This window comes from Streptomyces caniscabiei, from assembly GCF_014930365.1.
Taxonomy (GTDB): Bacteria; Actinomycetota; Actinomycetes; order Streptomycetales; family Streptomycetaceae; genus Streptomyces; species Streptomyces caniscabiei.
This window is the reverse complement of record NZ_JABXWI010000006.1, coordinates 139968-157500: the sequence shown is the minus strand read 5'-3', so window position 1 is coordinate 157500 and position 17533 is coordinate 139968. Positions and strand designations below refer to the sequence as shown.

Here is a 17533-nt window from a genome sequence, read left to right as displayed (position 1 = left end):
GCCGTAAAGTCACTCAACTGGCCTGTGGGGCTACGCCGTTCCAACCACTGCACCGGCATCCCCACTCTCGTCGAGCTCACCGTTCTCGACTTCCACGTCGTCGACCTTGACCACCGGATCACTACTGGAGTCAGACAGCTCCAGACCGAGCCACCCCTTGAGTCGTGTGTAGGCCAGACGTAGGAGGACGTCAGCACGCTGATCCATGAACGCCGGATCCAACTCGTCCTCACGCTGGCCCAGTGCTCGCAGGTGCGGGAGATAGCGCGACATGGCCGCCAGGTCCTCAGTCGTCTGCGCGAAAGTGAAGCCAGAACTGTTGAGGATTGACTTGGCGTCGTCGGCCGTCGAAGCACCGAGTGCCGCGTACAGGACCTTCTTCTCGGTCCAAGGCCGCGAGCTGAGGGACGCGTTGGCAGCTCCTGGCGCCAGAACAAGATTGCCCAGCTTGTGGACGGTCTCCTTATCGCTGTAGAACTCCGCATCCCACCCACTCGTGGCCGACTGTGGTGCGATGTGTTCGATCGTGAGGTGTGTATCGTCCTCCCAACCGTCTGCGGTGAAGCATGAGGCAACCCCCGCCTTACCTTGGACGATCAGTCCCGGATTGTCCGGATCTTCAATTGTGTCGTGATATGCAGCCAGAAGAAGGAAACGCGCCAGCGGGGGGCTAATTTTATAGAGCGGCAGTGCGGAAGCATCTGCCAGGAACGACGCCAAATTCGGGACCCCGCCCTTACCCTTAGGGTCCGACAAACGCGCCGCAAGTTCCTTCTTCAGGGCCTCAGCGTCGACGTCCGGATCAGGCTTCGTTGCATCGGGCTCCGCCCACTGCCGGGCAAGGGGTCCAATACCCGTGAGTGAGTCCGCCCCGGCCATGACGGCCCGGTACTGGCTGTCGATGTTACCCGTGCCGCGGCGGGTTGCTCGCCAGAAGACCGTGAAGGCAGTGATCGCCTTGATCGCCTTCTCGAACTCGGCGACGCGCTTTTCCCTCGCCTCACCTTCGTCCGCGTGGACAGCCTCGGAGTAGAAGCGCACGAGCGGCGCGATGGCAATGGTGTGTTTGAGCGAATTAAGGAAGGCCAGACACAACTTCACGGTGTCCGTCATTGCGGACGCTTCTAGCCCGGGTAGCGCGCGAGGCGAGTTATTCGCAGGTTCCCAAGCATTCCCGATAAAGGCCGCAGTGTCGCGCAGGTGGCGCAGGTACGCGCTCCGATCATCGGCCGAGTCCTTGTGGCGCTCAAAGGTATCGCGCATGTAGACCCGCTGATCCGGAAGACGCTTGGAGAGCTTCTCTCCAGTCTCTGCCAGCGCGAAAGTGACCAGCAGGTCTCGCGTTGCGTTCTGAAGCCTGTCTCCGACGGCGAAACGGTCCAGGTACCCCTGAACTGCCTTCATGTATTCGTGGGCGTCCGAGTCCTGGTAGTCCTGAATCTTCTCTGCCATCACCACCCGAGGGAGGAAGGTCTCGAAGGCGGTCAGAGGCTCGCCCGTGGTATTCAACGACTCGAAGATCGTGAAGGCGTAGTCCTCGTCCTTGCCTTGGACGACCGTCAGAGCGATGCGGTTCAAGCCATAGGCAGCAAACATAACGAGTCGCATCAGCTCAGCCTCGGGCTCGTCTTCCAACTCTCCCAGCCAAGCACAGAGCTCGGAGTCGAGTTCATGATTGAAAAGCGCACGCTGGAACTCGATGTTGGTGGCAAGGGTTGCTAGCGGCGGCAGATCCTCCAGCTCCTCGATGGACTTTCGCTGCGACAGCTTGTTCAACCCCGTGCGGATCTCGTTGTACCTCTTGATGAGGTCACCTTCGCCGTCGCCCGCGTTCTGTCGCGCTGTCGGCCTGAAGTCCGTCGGATTAGAGGTTGCCGGCTCGCTATCGACCAGCAATGAGTACTGGTAGATGAGGTTGGCGATCGGCGACTCATACTTCTTGAGCTTCTCGTCCCTGGCCCACTGATCATCGAAGGCTCGAATGAGGCGCGGGTAGATCGGCGTAGTTCCGAAGTTCTTTCGCTCATAGAACGCCGCGCCGAGCATCTGCAGGATGTCACTCGTTTCCGAGTAGAGGTGAGTCCGAGCACTGTCGGTCGGATCCGGCGTCTTGCCCTTGAAAATCTTCCATGCACGCTGACGAATGAGGTTATGCAGGCCGACCAGCAGAATAAGAAGGCTCGACAAACGCTGCTGCCCATCGATCACCGTAAGGACCTTGGAGGGGACCTCGGACTTGACGATTGGCTTCACCGTGACATGGTTGACATCATGAATGGTGATGACGGTCCCCAAGAACGTGAAGCTGTCCGGCGCCTTACCTAGATTCTTGAGGCCATGCAGTGTGTCGTCGAGCAATTTCTCGACCTTGTCTTTGCCCCAGCCGTACGGACGCTGGTAGGGCGGCAGGTAGAGACCCAAGCCATTGTCAGAAAGCAGCTCGCGGACACTCTTACTCTGCGCCTCGAATATTTCCTTGGCCTGCGTAGGCATGCGTAGCCCCTTTTCGTTCAGCAGGTTCGTTCAGATCAGATGCGGCATCGCCTCGGAAGGGACCTGCAACCTGCATTTCGGCTCAACGATCGTGTAGTTGTCGCAAAGCGCGATGCCGATGCCGAGGAGACAGATCGAGCCCTCGGACTCTGCAAGCTGGTCAAGGCCGTGCGCGACGCCACCGAGAAAGCGCCCGATCTCGGGCAGCCCCGGCTGCATGCGCACTGACAGGAAGGAACCTTGAGTCCCTGACGGGGCTTGCTGAAGAACTGAGAAGCTGACATCCGTGCCGCATCAAATACCTGCGAGTTTGCATATCCCGGTTTCTCTCCGTCACCGTTCCGCGCCTGTGAGTGAGCCGTCACTCATGGTGGCATATGAGTGGCCGACAGAGGTAGCAGGAGCGCCATGCGCCCATCATGCCCCACATGTGACGTTGCGTCACTCCGTCACAGGGCGACTCGACTTGTCGTGAGCGCGTGCGCTGCGTTCCTGCGGGAGATCTGGGACGCAGTCTGGGCGAGGTCACAACCGCAAGTGGGACAAGCATGTTTGACACCCGGGAAAGCAACAGCGGCCCCAGCTCGAGCTGCTGGGGCCGCTGTGTGTGGTTGCGCGTCAGAGGTGGCAGACGGAGCAGCCGGCCTCGTCGTCGTCCGAGTCGAGTGCGTCGGAAAGAACCTCCAGCAAGGGGCGGTTGGGCTTGATGCGCTTGGCTGCGCGCTCAAGGGCCGCGTCGTGCTTGGCCTCGATCTCGTCCTTGCGCTCTATCAGCTCCGGCAGCGACTCGCCCTGTGACCAGGTGTAGTTGCGGCCCTTCATGGCGGTGTGCCGGTAGCGGACCTTGTCCTCGTACTCGACCGCGCGGTCGAAGAGGTCGGGGTGGCGTTCCTTGAGGCCGACCCATTCGTGCTTGCGCTGGAAGAAGCAGAAGTAGCAACCGGAGCGGGTACGCCACTCGTAGTAGTCGGGCAGGCCGATGCCGGCCTCGTCGAGGATGCGCATGACGCCGTCCTTGTCGATGCCGTCCTCGCGGAAGGGGAAGACGGCGTCGATGTTCGGCTTGGTGCTGACGTAGCCGAGGCGGTTCTCGTCGGCGCGGATGGCGACGTAAGAGATGACCTTGTCGTCGCCGACCCAGTCCTCCAGGGGCTTGATCTTAAGGTTCTTCGTGCACCAGCGCATCTGGGGGCTGGGCAGGGTGCCCTGGTAGACCTCCATCCAGTGGTCGAAATCCCGGTCGGCGTTCAGCCGCACGATGGACTTGCCGAGGGCGGCCTCCAGGCGGTTGAGGTACTCGTAGGTCTCGGGTAGTTCGGCGCCCGTGTCGCAGAAGAAGTACTCCATCTCCGGAACGCGGTTGCGCATGTAGACGGCGAGCGCTGAGGAGTCTTTACCTCCGGAGATACCGAGTACGTGCCGGACCTTCTGAGCGTCGGCTCCGTCGGTCATCCCTGTGCCTTCCTTTCACTCGCTGCTGTCGCGGCATCGGTGACGCGCTGGGCGAGGGCCGCGAGCAGGATCCTCGCTCCGTCCGGTCCGAGGGCCTTCTCGGCCTGCTTCAAGACGTCGGCAGCGAGGCTGTTGGCCTCGCTACGAGCCTGTTCCGGCACGTAGATGAGGGTGCGTTGTTCCACGCCGTCGCTGTCTGTCAAGGTCAACAACTGGGCGTCGAGTTTCTCTTCCCGCGCGCGGACCTCCTTCCCGGCGTGGTGCAGATGTCCGACGCGGTCGAGGGCGGTTGCCATCGAGCGGGCCTTCTGCGGGAAGACCTTGGCCTCGCGGTCGTCCCAGTCGCCGAGCGCGAGGTTGGTCAGGCGTACGACGATGGGCTCGAGCCAGTCGTCATCTTCCAGGCCATCGCTGAGGACGAAGTCGACGAAGCCACGCAGTTCCGGGGTCAGCACTGCGCCGGCGAAGCCACGCAGGCGGGACGCGAGCTGTGCGCGCAGCTTCGGCAGTTCGGCCGGCAGTCGGAACTCCCTGGCGAGCACGCCTACGACCTCTGCGCGCAACTGGCTGTCGATGGCGACGAGTTCATCGGCGGCCGCCGTGAGTCGTTCGACGTAGGTGTTCGCAGCTTCCGCGTTGGCGCGGGCGCGGGCCGGGATCTCGGGCAGGCCGAGGGCCTTCGGCAACGCGTGGAAGATGAGGTCGTCGGGGTCCTGTGCCCGGACGATCGTCGTGCGTACGGTGCTCGCGTCGGCGGAAATGTTCTTGGTATTGCGGGCGTACTTGTGCAGGTCGGCAACGCGCGTGATCAGGGCGCTGGCGACAGAGAGGAGGTCAGGGTTGCGCAGGGCCTTGGATCGCGGTGCTTCCACACCGAGCGAGACCATCAGCTTCTTGATGATGCTGCCGCGCAGGCCGTCCCCTGCCGGTGTGTACTTCACCTCGAAGCGGGCCGCGCTTTTGACCAGGCGCTCGACGGCATCGATGGTCAGCCGGGGCAGGTAGGTGCCTTCCTCGAACAAGGCGACGTCGTGGCGTCGGATGATCAGGGCCGGGAGCAGGAAGACCGGGATCACGCCGGCCTTGAGCCCGTACGGCGGACTCTTGAGGACACGGATAACCTCTTCCATGCTGACCCGCTCGGTGGCGCCGGACAGTGCCTCGTTGAGGGCGTTCCAGGCGGGCTGGGCGTGCTCGTGCCCCTCGCCGGGCGGGGAGAAGCCGTACGGGAGCAGGCTCTCTTGCTGACTCTCGGCCTGGGCCACCCCGTTTTCGCGATGCAGGCCGAGATAGGCCAAAACTCCGCTATAGATGGCGCGTTCGGCTTTGTACCCGACGAGGCCGAGGTTCTCCTTGCCAGAGGCGGAGAGCATGGCCGTCAGCAGTATGCCGCGCGCCTGGGCAGCCTGGCTGGTCAGGACATGGCGGCCGAGCATCTCGTTGCGGATATGCGGGGTGTGCGGATACACGGATTCGCAGGCGAGGGAGACCAGGCCGCTCAGGCTGCGGGCGGTTAGGCCGGAGGCGGCGGGTTCCTCGCCGGGGGCGATGCCGGTGTGCCACAGGCTCCAGGACGCTTCGGAGGACGGCGGGTAGAAGGCGTCCTGCATGAGTTCGAGCAGCTCGGCCTCGGCCTGCACGAGCCTCTCGATGACCTCGCGGCGCGCGACGTGGTCGATGTCCTGCTGGGTGCTGAGTTCCTTCAGCGCGACGAGGTAGGTGGCCGTGGTCAGTACGACGTCGGGGTCAGGGGTGGTGCCGACAAGTACGGGCAGGGGCGAGCGGACGGTGGGCCGGTCGGCGTCGGTACCGAGGTGGAAGACGACGAGACCGTCGGCGGGCTCCTTGAGCTCGTCGGGGGCGGCGACAGTCTTGGTCTCGGGGCCGCTGACTGCGGTGTAGAACACGCGCATCATGCCGGTCACCTGGCTGTGGCGGCCTGCCACGAATGCCTGGGGAACGAGGCTGCCGAGCCGGTCGATGACCGCGGCGTCGTCGAAGTGGCTGATGATGTCCTTGAGTCGGCCGTCGATGTCGACGTCGGTGCCCTGCCAGACTCGGTATTCGCCACTGAACTCACGGTGGACGAGGAAGCCCCGGCGCACGAGGTCGGCGAGTCGCTCTTCGAGCGCAGTGAAGGCGCCAGGGTCTGCGACGTCGGTAGGGTCGTGGAGGGCGAAGTGGATCATCGGGGCGGTGGCGCTAAGCGCCCCGTCGGAGTCAATCAGGTTGAGGACGCCGATGGTCTTCAGTACGTCCTGATCGGTGTCCGGGAGTCCGTTGGCGTCCCGGATGCGCGAGTCGACTTCAATCCACTTGCTGGCGTTGGCGGAGGCGAGCAGGGCGGTGCGCCCGGAGTTGATGAAGTAGTCCCACAGCTGCGGCAGCCGCACCGTGCTCGCACTGTCCGCGTCCGGGTTGCTGTGCCGGGACAGCGAGTGGCGGACGGTATTGGGCTCCCCGCTGTTGAGGAAGCCCGACAGGCTGCGGTCGTGCTGGCCGATCTGGGCGGCGAGGATCGGTGCGGCGAGGGCCGTGATGGGGTGCAGCGGGTAGAGGTCGGCGAAGTGGTCAGGGCCGAGCTCGGCGAGAACGCCGAGACCGTGCTGCGTCCAGAGGTCCGCGGATGCCTCGGCGGACGCGGTGATCAGGGCCTGGCCGGCAGAGTTGACCGCCGAGCGGTCGAGGCGGCGGCGCAGAAGGTGCAGAGAGTCGCCCTGGTGAGGGACGAAGGTAATGTCTTCGAAGCGGCCCTGGATCTTGGCCCATTCGCGGGTCTTGAGTTCGCTGGACCGTGAGGCGTAGTCCATGAACGACAAGTGCTGCAAGGTCATCAGGTAGACGGGCAGACCGTTGGGGCCGGCCGCTCGCTCGGCGAGTTCCTGCAGCAGGAACAGGTCGTGCTGGGCGTCAGCAAACTCATGGTGCCCGGCGAGGTGCTCGAGCGTCTTGCCGAACTCATCGATGACGAGGAGCAGGGGCTGCTGCCCGTCTGATGTCAGAGCCGTGACGGCGCCGAGAATCTCCTTGGCGCCGGCGCGGTCCGGGTCGGCGCACCCCTCCAGGGCGGTGGCAATGGCCTTCGGGACGCGCTTACCCCAGCGTCGCACCGCCGCCGTGTGCAGAGCACGGGAGAGGGTCGCGACGACGGGCTCTCGGCGTGCGGTGGCCACGCCGCCGAGAAACCCCTCAGGCGCAAGGGCGTCGCGTGCTGCGGCAACGCGCTGGGCAAGGGCAGGGCTGGCCTCATCGAGGATGCGCTCGGCCTCGTCACGCCGCTTGGCATCCCGCCCCAGCAGCGCATCGATGAAGTTGGACAGCGTGGACTTGCCGGAACCGTAGGGACCGGTGAACGACCAGGCCCGTGTCCGGCGTTGGTCGGCCAGCGCGCTCGCGATGCGTTCCAGAACATCGACGGCACGAGCGCCGACATACGGGTCGTGGAGGGCGTCCTCGACATCGCGCTCCAGGTTGGTCGAGCGCATCTGGGAGCCGACGAGTTGGATGCCAGCGGGGAACTGCGGGGCCTCACTCGCCGGACTGTCTGGGGTCCGCGTGGGGGTTGCGGTGGTCACGCGGCGGTCTCCTCGTCAAAGAGCTTCTCGGTCGCCTCGGACGTGTCCGTGGCCTTCGTGTCGAGTTCCTTCTGCTCGGCCTCGGCGAGCTGGGGGAACATAGAGGCCCACTTCTCACGGGTGGGGAAGTTGGGGCGTCGGGTGACGAAGTCGTATTGCTCGTCGAGGACTTCCCACGCCAGAGCGAAGGGGTCGGCCGTGAAGGCGAGGCTGCGCTGCCCCACGGCCTCGGTCAGGTTGAGGTTCGGGTGGTCGGCGGCGACCTTCTGCAGTGCAGTGACGATCTCGTTTTCCCGGACGCGGAATGCGCGCCCTGGGGAGCCCGGCTCGTTGGCCAGGCGGGCCACGGAGATCGAGTTGGCCTGGCGGGAGAACTTGGCGGCGTAGTCGAGGCAGGCGTAGGCCAGGACCCGGGCCGGCAGCGAGGTGCGGTGCCCGCTGGTGAACTGCCACTCGGGCTTGCCGCGGGTACCTACGAAGGTGAGCAGGTCAAGGTCGCGGAAGGGACAGGCGAGCAGGTCCTCGTAGCTGCCCGGCGAGCCAGCCTTCTCCGGGACGCTGCGCGCGTACATCTTGGTAAGGCAGTCAACGTCACGGACGATCGACGCCTCTTCCGGGCTCTTGTCGTAGGAGAAGTTCACGTGCCGGGTGACCACCTGCGTCATGTCCGCGGTCGTGAACCGGGAGAACGGCGCGAGGTGGAAGGCCGTGTACCAGGTCGGCGCGTGGCTCTTGGCGCCGGGACGGGAAGAGATCAGCCACCAGTGCAGCAGCCATAGGCTGCCGTTCTCCTCCAGATACGGGTCCGCTCCGTCCTCGTCTAGAAGCCAGCGTGCTTCCCAGGTCGGGTAGGAGAACTTGGCCTGCGTGCCCTTCGCCGGATTGCACTCCCGGGTCAATTTGAACGCCCGCGACCAGTAGCGCATGGCGTTGACCATGTTCTTGCCCACTCCGAACCCCACCGGCGCACCGTCCGCGAGGAACGCACCCTGGTCCTGTTTGACCTGCATGTACGCCTTGTGCAGCCAGCCGAAGCGGGGCGCGAACGTCTCGTGTCGCGCGAAGGCAAAAAGGGCGGCTTCCCCAAGCCGGCTGTCTGACATCCGGGACCTCTCTGTGTCCAATGCGATTGCTCTAACGAGGTGCTAAATGGGGTAACGGTCAGCGGGGACCGTCGGGTTCGGCCAGCGCGGCCCGAACCTGCGTCACGGCGCGTTTGACGGCCCGCGCCGCGTGCTCGACCTCGGCCTCTGTGGTGGCGTAGCCCAGCGAGAAGCGGATCGTGCTGTCTGCGTCCGCCCGGGACAGGCCCATGGCCAGGAGAACGTGGCTCGGTGTGGGGGCGCCGGACGCGCACGCGCTGCCCTCCGAGGCAGCGATCTCGGGCATCGCCGCCAGGACTGCGTCCGCCGGCACCCCAGGGAAGGTGACGCTCGTCACGCCCGGTAGGCGCTGATCACGCCGACCATTGATCCGGGACTCGGGCAGGGCGTCGGCCATGAGGTGTTCGAGGCGGTCGCGCAGTGCCTCAACGCGCTCGGCCTCCTCGCCGAGTCCGCGCGCCGCAGCCTCAGCCGCGGCGCCCATGCCCATGATCCCTGCCACATTCAGCGTGCCTGCGCGCCAGCCCCGCTCCTGTCCGCCGCCCACGAGGAGCGGGCGGTGCGGCAGGGAGGATCCTCGGCGTACGTACAGGGCGCCGACTCCTTGCGGTCCGCCGAACTTGTGGGCCGACAGCGACAAAAGGTCAACGTCGAGTTCAGCAACGTCGACGGGGAGACGGCCGATGATCTGTGTGGCGTCCGTGTGGACGAGTGCGCCGGCTTCACGGGCCGCCTTGGCCGCGACGCGGAGGTCGGTGAGGACGCCGGTCTCGTTGTTCGCCGCCATCAGGGAGACCACTCCCCCGCGACGCGTGGCAAAGACCTGATCGAGGGCGCCGAGATCCACCAGGCCGTCGCCGCCGACCGGGAGCAGTACAAGATCCTCCGGGCTCCCAGCGGTGACCGCGCGGGCTGTTTCCAGGACAGCCGGGTGCTCAACGGGGCTTGTGACCAAGGGATTTCCGGCACTGAATGCGGCTCGGAGGGCCAGGTTATTCGCTTCGGTTGCTCCGGATGTGAAGATGATCTCGCCGGGTGAGCAGCCGAGGAGGTCGGCTAGCTGACGGCGGGCGACGTCGACCCGGTGAGCGGCCTGTCGTCCCGGTGGGTGCAGGCTTGAGGCATTGCCGACCGCTTGCATGACCTCGATGACGGCCGCGAGGGCCTCGGGACGGATCGGGGCGGTGGCGTTGTAGTCAAAATAGGACGTACCTGACCCATTCGGCCCGTTCATTGTCTGCCACCCCGCCTCGCTCGTGTCGCACACCAATGTACTGCTGGGGGAACCCGTCCCTCGCATCCGGGGTTCCACCAGTAGCTCGCCGTGATCCTATCCGCGAGCCGAGATCCACTCTTTGAATCACTCGAACGTGTGGTGTCGCAAGCCATTTATCGAACGAGTGTTCCATGATGCGTGGAAGGCGGACGACTCACAGCGAGATCTACATCTTGGTCGAGCGCGCCGGGCAGGGAGCCGTCAAATGTCGCTCCTGGCTGGGCTTTTCGCCTATTGGCACCCCTGTTGTCAGTGGCCCCCTTTAGGGTGGTCCGCACGCTGCAGCGTTGAAGTCACAGCAACGTTGGGGCGGTGCTTGGCTTGCTCCAACTGGGGGTGGAACTTCATGACAACAGCCGCGTCGGCTGCGGACACGTGCGGGCTGGAGCCTGCCGCCGGGCAGGTGGGGCAGTGACCACCTGGTCACCAGGGATGTCCTTCAAGGCACTGCTCGCGGATGCGCCGATGGCGTACATCCGAGCGCATCTCGGCGAGCAGCTGTGCGCTCTGCTCGACCTGATCGAGGGAGGCACGGCAGGTGACGACCGCCTTCGGGCTGTCGCCCCCATCGCCATCGACGCCGAGCGTCTGGTCGCCGACGCTGCTGAGCGTACGGCCCTGATTGCCCTGGTTCCGAAGCCCAAGCAGGCGGAGTTGACTCAGCGCCTGGGCTCGCTGGGGGACGAGCAGGAGCCGCTGGACTACCTGCAGAGCCTGAAATGGACGGCCGACGAGCGCCGCGAGCTCCTGGAGTTCTTCGGCTTCACGATCGACCGGGTGCCATCCCTCCCGCCGGCGTTCAAGCAGGAGGCGGGGCCGGAGTACGGCTTGTTCCCGCATCAGCGTCAAGCTGCAGCACGGGTCAAGGAACTGTTGTACGACGGCTCACGGCGGACGGTGCTGCACCTCCCCACGGGTGTGGGCAAGACCCGAACGGGCATGAGCCTGATCTGCGACCATCTGCGGCAGCATGAGCCCACTGTGGTGGTGTGGCTGGCCCACGGTCAGGAACTGCTGGAGCAGGCCGCCGTCGAGTTCGAGCGCGCCTGGACGAAAGTAGGCGACCGACCGGTCCCCGTCCTGCGGGTCTGGGGCAACGCCTCGGCAGACCTTGCAGACATGACCGACGGGCTGGTCGTGCTCGGCCTGGAGAAGGCCGTCTCGGCGGCCAAGTCGGATCCGCAGTTCCTGGCCACTCTTGCAGCACGCAGCACGCTGACGGTCTTCGACGAGGCCCATCAGATCATCGCACCCACGTTCCAGCGAGTAGTCGATGAACTGACGATCCGTCACGATGCGAGTCTGCTGGGGCTGACCGCCACCCCGGGGCGCACGTGGGCCGACATCTCCAAAGATGAGGAGCTCTCCGACTACTTCTCCCGGCAGAAGGTCATGCTGGAGATCGAGGGCTACACGAACCCGGTCGCAGCCTTGATCGACCAGGGCTACCTGGCCAAGCCGCTGATGCGGACGGTTGCCTCCGAGGCCGGCATGCATCTGTCCGCCCGGGACCAGCAGCTCCTTGCACGGTCCTTCGATATCCCGGCCGCCATGATGGCCGAACTCGCGCGCGACGAGCAGTGGAACCTCAAGATCGTCCAGACGATCACGGAGCTGCTCCAGCAACAGCACCGGCGCATCCTGGTGTTCGCCGCCTCCGTGGACCACTGCCGGCTAATCGCAGCGGTGCTTTCCGCTGCGGGCTTCGATGCCGAGTTCGTGACGGGCGAGTCCTCCCCCCGGCACCGCAGCCAGGTCATCTCGCGATTCAAGGGGTCCGGCCGTCGCCCCATGGTGCTGTGCAACTTCGGTGTCCTGACGACTGGCTTCGACGCACCGGCCGCCAGCGCGGCAGTGATCGCCCGCCCGACCAAGTCCCTGGTGCTGTACAGCCAGATGGTCGGCCGCGTCATCCGCGGCCCGAAGGCCGGCGGCACGGACACCTGCGAAATCGTCACCGTCGTAAACCCGGAGCTTCCCGGGTTCGGCGACGTGGCAGAAGCATTCACCAACTGGGAAGACGTATGGGAGACAGCGTGACCAGCGACGGCAGCAACTACCGGATCGTCAGTCCTGCGCTGACCGTCAAGGCCATGCGGGACAGCGGCTATAAAAACACCGCATACGCCCTCGCCGAACTGATCGACAACAGCATCGACGCCAAGGCCACCCTCGTGGAGGTCTTCGCCTGCGAGAACCCCGTCCAGGTTGGCTCCCGGACCAGCCACCGTGTGGAGACCATCGCGGTCCTCGATAACGGCCATGGCATGGAAGCACAGCAGCTTCGGCGCGCTCTGAAGTACGGGGACGGGGACGGGGCGGACCCGGGCCGCATCGGCCGTTTCGGCATGGGCCTGCCCAACTCAAGCATGTCCCAGTGCACCCGGCTCGACGTGTGGTCCTGGACCAACGGTGCGGGCAACGCCATGTGGACCTACCTCAGCCTCGAAGAGATCGAGAAGGGAGAAACCGACGACGTCCCCGAGCCTGGACACTCCCCGCTGCCGGACTACTGGCGAGACCTGAGCGAGGGCCTTGGGGACACCGGCACGCTCGTCGTCTGGACCAACCTGGACAAGGTCAACTGGTACGGAGCCGCGGCCACCCTGAAGAACACCGCCGATCTGATCGGCCGGGTCTACCGGCACTACCTCGACAAGGGACGCGTCGACATCCGAATGGCCCCTGTCCGCGAGGGCAAGGTCGTTGACGGCGAGTACCACGCCGTGCCCAACGACCCTCTGTACCTGATGGCGCCGACATCCACGCCGGAGCCGTTCCACAACAAGCCGATGTTCATGCCGTTCTCGATGGGAAGCGAGTCTGAACCTGGTGTGATGCACTTCCCCGTGCTCCACGAGGGCAAGCGGCACAACATCACGGTCCGGGCCTCCATCGCCCGCCCGGAGGCCCGCCGTGCCGACGTCGAAGGCCACCCGTGGCCAGACAGCATCAGCCGTACAACCGACTCCGGCATCCTGCCGTGGGGCAAGCACGCCCGGCGCAACGTCGGAATCTCGCTCGTGCGTCAGGGCAGGGAACTGGACCTCGACGCCTCATGGGCCATCGGCTACGACCCGACGGAGCGGTGGTGGGGCATCGAGGTGGAGTTCCCGCCGGACCTCGATCCCATCTTCGGCGTGACCAACAATAAGCAGAGCGCCACCGTCTTCTCGTCCCTTGCGCACTTCGACTGGAAGGCGCACGCGGAGGCCGGCGAATCCTTCAAGGGCTTCAAGGAGCGCCTTGCCGAGCTCGGCGATCCGCGTCTGCCCTTGATCGACCTCGTGCTCTACCTGGAAGAGAAGCTGCTGCCAGCCATCCGGCGCCAGCTGAAGCAGCAGACGCTCGGGACCCGCAAGAGCAAAAAGCGGCATGACGATGACGTCGCTTCCAAGGTCACGGACGCCGTCAAGCGCCGCAGTGAGGAGGGCTACACCGGCAAGACCGACGAGCTCGACGAAGGAACGACCCCCGAGGCCAAGCGGCAGGAACAGGTCGAGGCCCTCACCCAGCGGCACCACCTGGACGAGGACACCGCCCAGTCCATGGTCGAAGAGTCCCTGGAGAAGGATCTGCGCGCGCGGTGGATCTCCAGCTTCCAGGACACCCCCGCCTTCTTCAGCATCGACCTCATGGCCGGCATGCTGCAGGTGATCTTCAACGAGAAGCATCCGCTGCACGCCCAGCTCATGGCCGTCCTCGAAGACGTCCCCGAGGACGCCGACGCCAACGAGCTGCGCGACCGGCTCGACCGTGCCGCCGACACCTTCAAGCTGCTGCTCTTCTCCTGGGCCCGGATGGAAGACGAGACTTACCCCGACCGCGACCGCGAGCGCATCGCCGACGCGCGGCGCGAGTGGGGCCGGTACGCCCGCGACTTCGTGGACGGGAAGGCCGACTGAGCGTGTCCGAACGTGGCCACATCTGGCGTCAGATCGAAGAATTGATGGCGGACGCCCATGGACGGGTAACCCTCGTGGCGCCCTTCATCAAACGAGAGGTTCTCGCGTCCGCGCTGTCCGCCCTCCCCGCCACCGTCGACGACATCGAGTGCATCACGCGCTGGGTCCCCGAAGAAGTGGCGGCCGGGGTATCCGATCCCGAGATCATCGAGCTCGCCGAGGAAGACAAAAGGCTGCGTATCGCGCTGTGCCCGACCCTGCATGCCAAGCTGTACCTCACCGGCGAGCGCTGCCTGATCGGGTCCGCCAACCTCACGGGCAAGGCAACGGGCCGCGCCGCCAACGCCAACATCGAGATCCTGGTGGAGGCGCCCTCCGCCCATCCCGAAATCGTCCGGGTACTGGCAGAGATCGAGGCCCGGGCGGTCGAGGCGACTCCCCACATGGCCGCCCTGGTCAGAAGTCAAGCCGAGCTACTGAAGGAGCATCGTCCGACCGCCTCTGACCAGCCACGGGAGGCCCAGCAGGGCTGGTATCCCGTCACGCGACGCCCTGACGCCCTCTACCCGTACTACTGCGGGCGAGCCCAGTTCGGACGCTCCGTCAAAGCAGCCATCGTGCGCGACCTCGCGCTCCTCGGCGTTCCGGCCGGCTTGTCCGAGGCGGAGTTCTCGGACTTGATCGAGAGCCGGCTGCGGGAGATCCCCGCCCTCCAGGCGCTCGTGGCCGGTGCCCGTCTGAGCAATGTGGAGTTGCAGCAAGCGCTGCAGGAAGAGACCGGCCTGACCGACGAGCAGGCACGAAGGACCACCGAGACCATCGCCGCATGGCTTCGCCACTTCGGCCGTTTCTATACCGATGTCGGGACATGGGAAATCCGGCACGGACAGGAGCTGAAGTAGCCCCCGGCAGTCACGACCGGCCTCGGCATCGAGGCCGGCTCCGGGGCAGACACCGGCCGGATGCGCCGGGCTGCCCGCAGGCCCGCCTAGGATCTCTGCAGACAGCCCGGCGAGGAGGCCATGCCCGCGTGGCAGTCACCTGGCAGGAACGTTGGTGTGGGGAAGGTGCTTATGTCGCAAGCGCGGGTCCCCTACCTGCTCGGGCACACTGAGATCGCGTCCCTCTTCGGGGTTGAGCGCCAGACGTCACAGAAGTGGCGCACAGAAGGCACCCTCCCAGAGCCTGACCTGGTCGCTTCAGGCAATCCGTACTGGTTGCTGGCGACAGTGCTTCAGATCAGCGGCGGCGACCGCCAGGCTGATCAGCAACGCCTGGCGGCCTATAGGGCCGGAATCCCTGAAGGTTACGACGTGCAGGCCAAGGAAGACCTACCTGTCGTCCTCGGTATCCAGGAAGTTGGCCGCGTCCTCGGTAGGGACGCCCAAGCCGTTTCCCGGTGGCGTAACCGTCGGCGGATCGCCGAGGCCGATCTGATGCTCTCCGGTTCCCCGCTGTGGCTGCTGGAAACCGTCCTGGCCGATGCACAGCAGCGGCAGCGGACCGTCGTCCCCACCGAGGTCGAAGACCTCCGCACGGGGCGGCGCGTCCCCCAGAAACCTCGAGGACGCAGACACGGCGCCTCCGCCGCGCCACCGCCCGAGGAGCCGCTCCCCGCCGCCCGGACGTTCTCCGCTGCCGACCAGACCGCCGCCGTCGAGTTCCTCGCATCGATGCTGGCCCAGGGTTACTCCGTCGTCATCAAGCCTCAGCGCTAGACCGCCGTTCCCGGCCGGTACGCGGTTGCCGACGCCCGCGGACGGCTCATGCCCTGTTCGCCAGCAGCTGGGAGAGAAACACTTGATTCTCGAATGGTCGATCCATACTGTCTCTCATATGTCGATCTTGCAGCAGCGCACCGGAGACCATCACGCCGATCCCACCGACTCCATCCCCAAGGCCGCTCCCCGCGAGCCCAACCGTCCTCCGATGAAGGTCGTTTCCTACGGAGGCGGTGTCCAGAGCACCGCCCTGCTCGTGCTGGCCGTTCAGCGAGAGATCGACTTCCGCACCTTTTTGTTCGCCAACGTCGGCGACGACAGCGAGCACCCCGCGACCCTCGACTACGTCCGCGAGATCGCCATCCCGTACGCCGCCCGTGCGGGACTGGACGTCCACGAACTCAAGCGCCGTCGCCGCGACGGGGCCACGGAAACGCTCATGCAGCGGCTGAACCGGCCGGACACTCGGTCGATCCCCATCCCGGTCCGCATGGCCAACGGCGCTCCTGGCCGCCGCAACTGCACCGCCGACTTCAAGATCAAGGTGGTCGGGCGGTGGCTTCGGGACCATGGCGCCACCGCGGAGGAGCCAGCGGCGGTCGGCATCGGCATCTCGGTCGACGAAATCCATCGCGCCAACCGCCGGCGGCGGGAAGCTCACGAGGTCATCGAATACCCCCTCCTCGATCTCGGGCTGCGCCGGGACGACTGCGAGCGCATCATCACCGAGGCCGGCCTGCCGGTACCGCCTAAGAGCTCCTGCTTCTTCTGCCCCTTCCGCACAGTCGGCGCCTGGCGCCACCAGCGTCGGCACGAGCCGGAGTTGTTCGCTCAGTCGGTCCGGCTGGAGGAGACAATCAACCAACGGCGGGCTGCACTCGGGCGGGATGCCGTCTATCTCACGAGGTACGGGATCCCGCTCACTCAAGCCATCCCCGATGAGAGCCCGGGGGAAGGCGACGCCGATGAGGATGAAGGTGCATGCGACTCCGGATGGTGCATGACCTGATAGGTGTCGAGCAGGCCACGACGGGTGGGCCTGAAGCCATGGCTTCGGGCCCACCCGTCGTTTTCCCCTGGGCTGCCGTCGTGATCGCTGCGGGCCACTGCCCGTGGCGGAATCAGAGCTCGGGCGGCTCGCCGGGCTGAAGGTGGAGCACGGAGAGGTACTCGCCGTAGGGCATCTCTTCATCCACCCAGCGGCTGCCGCCCGATGCGTCGGGAATCCACATGCCGTCGAGAAGGTACTTGTCGTCGAAGACGGCGACGCGGTCCTCCTGCACCGCTGCCGCCATCAGCAGCTGGATTCCCAGCAGCAGCACCGTGGAGGCTTCCTTGACCGCGCAGACCTCGCCGTGCCCGGTGGGAAAGACCTTCCCGTCCGCGTCGCTGTCCGGCTCGAGGATGGCGGCACGGCCCCGGACTGCCATGTCGTGCAAGGCAATCGCCTGGGTGACCGCTGCCGCCACCGGCGTGCCGACGCCCAGAACCCCGTCCGGCGCATGCATCCGCAGATGATCGGCGACCGCGCGTGCATGCACCAGCCATGAGTCGCCGTGGTGGTGCAGTCGCTGTTCTGCGGCCTCGACGGCCAGTCCAGGCTCGGAAGTACCCGGGTGCAGCAGCCGGACGAATCCTTCAAGTGCTACGCGCAGGTAGCCGAGACGGACCTGATGTCGCTGCCACTCCTCCATCATCTCGGTCCAGACGGCGTCGAAGTCGAGGCCGGCCGAGCACATTCCGCCGTCGTCGTAGGACATGTCGAACGTCACCGTGCGCAGGCCCTGCGCGAGGCGCAGCCACTTGTAGGCCGTATCCCAGCTGTTCTGTGCCCCGGGGAGGGCGGTGACGGCGGAGGCGTGCTCCACCCAGTCGGTGAGTTCACGGACGTGGTCCTCGGGCTCGGACAGCGCGAGGGTGGACAGCGTGCGGTATGAGGGCAGGCAGGGGCCCTCCATCCGGGTAGTGGTCACGGGTGGAGCGTGGCACACGGCACTGACAATCGCTC

General features: G+C 65.7%; 12 protein-coding genes. 5 read left to right on the top strand and 7 right to left on the bottom strand.

What is annotated here, in order from left to right; genetic code table 11:
* Positions 1–30: 30 nt before the first annotated feature.
* From HW837_RS18170 to HW837_RS18145, 6 genes are all read right to left on the bottom strand, one after another.
* A complete protein-coding gene (locus tag HW837_RS18170) occupies positions 31–2493 on the bottom strand; it encodes a DUF262 domain-containing protein (RefSeq protein WP_013001079.1) in 2463 nt (820 codons plus the stop codon).
* Positions 2494–2523: 30 nt separating this feature from the next.
* Positions 2524–2718: a hypothetical protein gene (locus tag HW837_RS18165; protein ID WP_013001080.1), complete on the bottom strand. Its 195-nt coding sequence runs from the start codon at positions 2716–2718 to the stop codon at positions 2524–2526.
* 393 nt (positions 2719–3111) lie between these two features.
* The gene (locus tag HW837_RS18160; RefSeq protein WP_013001081.1) at positions 3112–3945 is read right to left on the bottom strand and encodes a phosphoadenosine phosphosulfate reductase family protein; all 834 of its coding nucleotides are present in this window, start codon (positions 3943–3945) and stop codon (positions 3112–3114) included.
* The gene (locus HW837_RS18155; protein WP_060878367.1) at positions 3942–7520 is read right to left on the bottom strand and encodes a hypothetical protein; all 3579 of its coding nucleotides are present in this window, start codon (positions 7518–7520) and stop codon (positions 3942–3944) included. The genes HW837_RS18160 and HW837_RS18155 overlap by 4 nt, the downstream gene beginning before the upstream one ends.
* The gene (locus HW837_RS18150; protein WP_013001083.1) at positions 7517–8623 is read right to left on the bottom strand and encodes a DUF4007 family protein; all 1107 of its coding nucleotides are present in this window, start codon (positions 8621–8623) and stop codon (positions 7517–7519) included. Before HW837_RS18150 ends, HW837_RS18155 begins: the two co-directional genes overlap by 4 nt.
* Before the next feature lie 58 nt (positions 8624–8681).
* A complete protein-coding gene (locus tag HW837_RS18145) occupies positions 8682–9857 on the bottom strand; it encodes a cysteine desulfurase family protein (protein ID WP_013001084.1) in 1176 nt (391 codons plus the stop codon).
* Between the two features lie 453 nt (positions 9858–10310).
* On the opposite strand from HW837_RS18145, the gene HW837_RS18140 reads away from it, so the two are divergent.
* From HW837_RS18140 to HW837_RS18120, 5 genes are all read left to right on the top strand, one after another.
* On the top strand, positions 10311–11939 hold the full coding sequence (locus HW837_RS18140) for a DEAD/DEAH box helicase (protein ID WP_231885027.1): 1629 nt from the start codon (positions 10311–10313) through the stop codon (positions 11937–11939).
* The gene (locus HW837_RS18135; RefSeq protein ID WP_037729854.1) at positions 11924–13804 is read left to right on the top strand and encodes an ATP-binding protein; all 1881 of its coding nucleotides are present in this window, start codon (positions 11924–11926) and stop codon (positions 13802–13804) included. The genes HW837_RS18140 and HW837_RS18135 overlap by 16 nt, the downstream gene beginning before the upstream one ends.
* A gap of 2 nt (positions 13805–13806) precedes the next feature.
* Positions 13807–14706: a phospholipase D family protein gene (locus HW837_RS18130; protein WP_013001087.1), complete on the top strand. Its 900-nt coding sequence runs from the start codon at positions 13807–13809 to the stop codon at positions 14704–14706.
* 411 nt (positions 14707–15117) lie between these two features.
* Complete coding sequence (locus tag HW837_RS48670) at positions 15118–15522, top strand: hypothetical protein (protein ID WP_225615456.1); 405 nt, start codon at positions 15118–15120, stop codon at positions 15520–15522.
* A 211-nt stretch (positions 15523–15733) separates the two neighbouring features.
* A complete protein-coding gene (locus tag HW837_RS18120) occupies positions 15734–16534 on the top strand; it encodes an adenine nucleotide alpha hydrolase family protein (RefSeq protein WP_037729926.1) in 801 nt (266 codons plus the stop codon).
* 112 nt (positions 16535–16646) lie between these two features.
* Here the strand turns inward: HW837_RS18120 and HW837_RS18115 are convergent, their stop codons facing one another.
* Positions 16647–17483, bottom strand: a complete 837-nt coding sequence (locus HW837_RS18115; protein ID WP_013001090.1) for a hypothetical protein — start codon at positions 17481–17483, stop codon at positions 16647–16649.
* Positions 17484–17533: the final 50 nt, after the last annotated feature.

Bases quoted from the DNA above. Each gene is read 5' to 3' on its own strand.
- HW837_RS18160 (WP_013001081.1), bottom strand. From the start codon at position 3,945: ATGACCGACGGAGCCGACGCTCAGAAGGTCCGGCACGTACTCGGTATC.
- HW837_RS18150 (WP_013001083.1), bottom strand. From the start codon at position 8,623: ATGTCAGACAGCCGGCTTGGGGAAGCCGCCCTTTTTGCCTTCGCGCGA.
- HW837_RS18115 (WP_013001090.1), bottom strand. From the start codon at position 17,483: ATGGAGGGCCCCTGCCTGCCCTCATACCGCACGCTGTCCACCCTCGCG.
- HW837_RS18145 (WP_013001084.1), bottom strand. From the start codon at position 9,857: ATGAACGGGCCGAATGGGTCAGGTACGTCCTATTTTGACTACAACGCC.
- HW837_RS18170 (WP_013001079.1), bottom strand. From the start codon at position 2,493: ATGCCTACGCAGGCCAAGGAAATATTCGAGGCGCAGAGTAAGAGTGTC.
- HW837_RS18120 (WP_037729926.1), top strand. From the start codon at position 15,734: ATGAAGGTCGTTTCCTACGGAGGCGGTGTCCAGAGCACCGCCCTGCTC.
- HW837_RS18135 (WP_037729854.1), top strand. From the start codon at position 11,924: ATGGGAGACAGCGTGACCAGCGACGGCAGCAACTACCGGATCGTCAGT.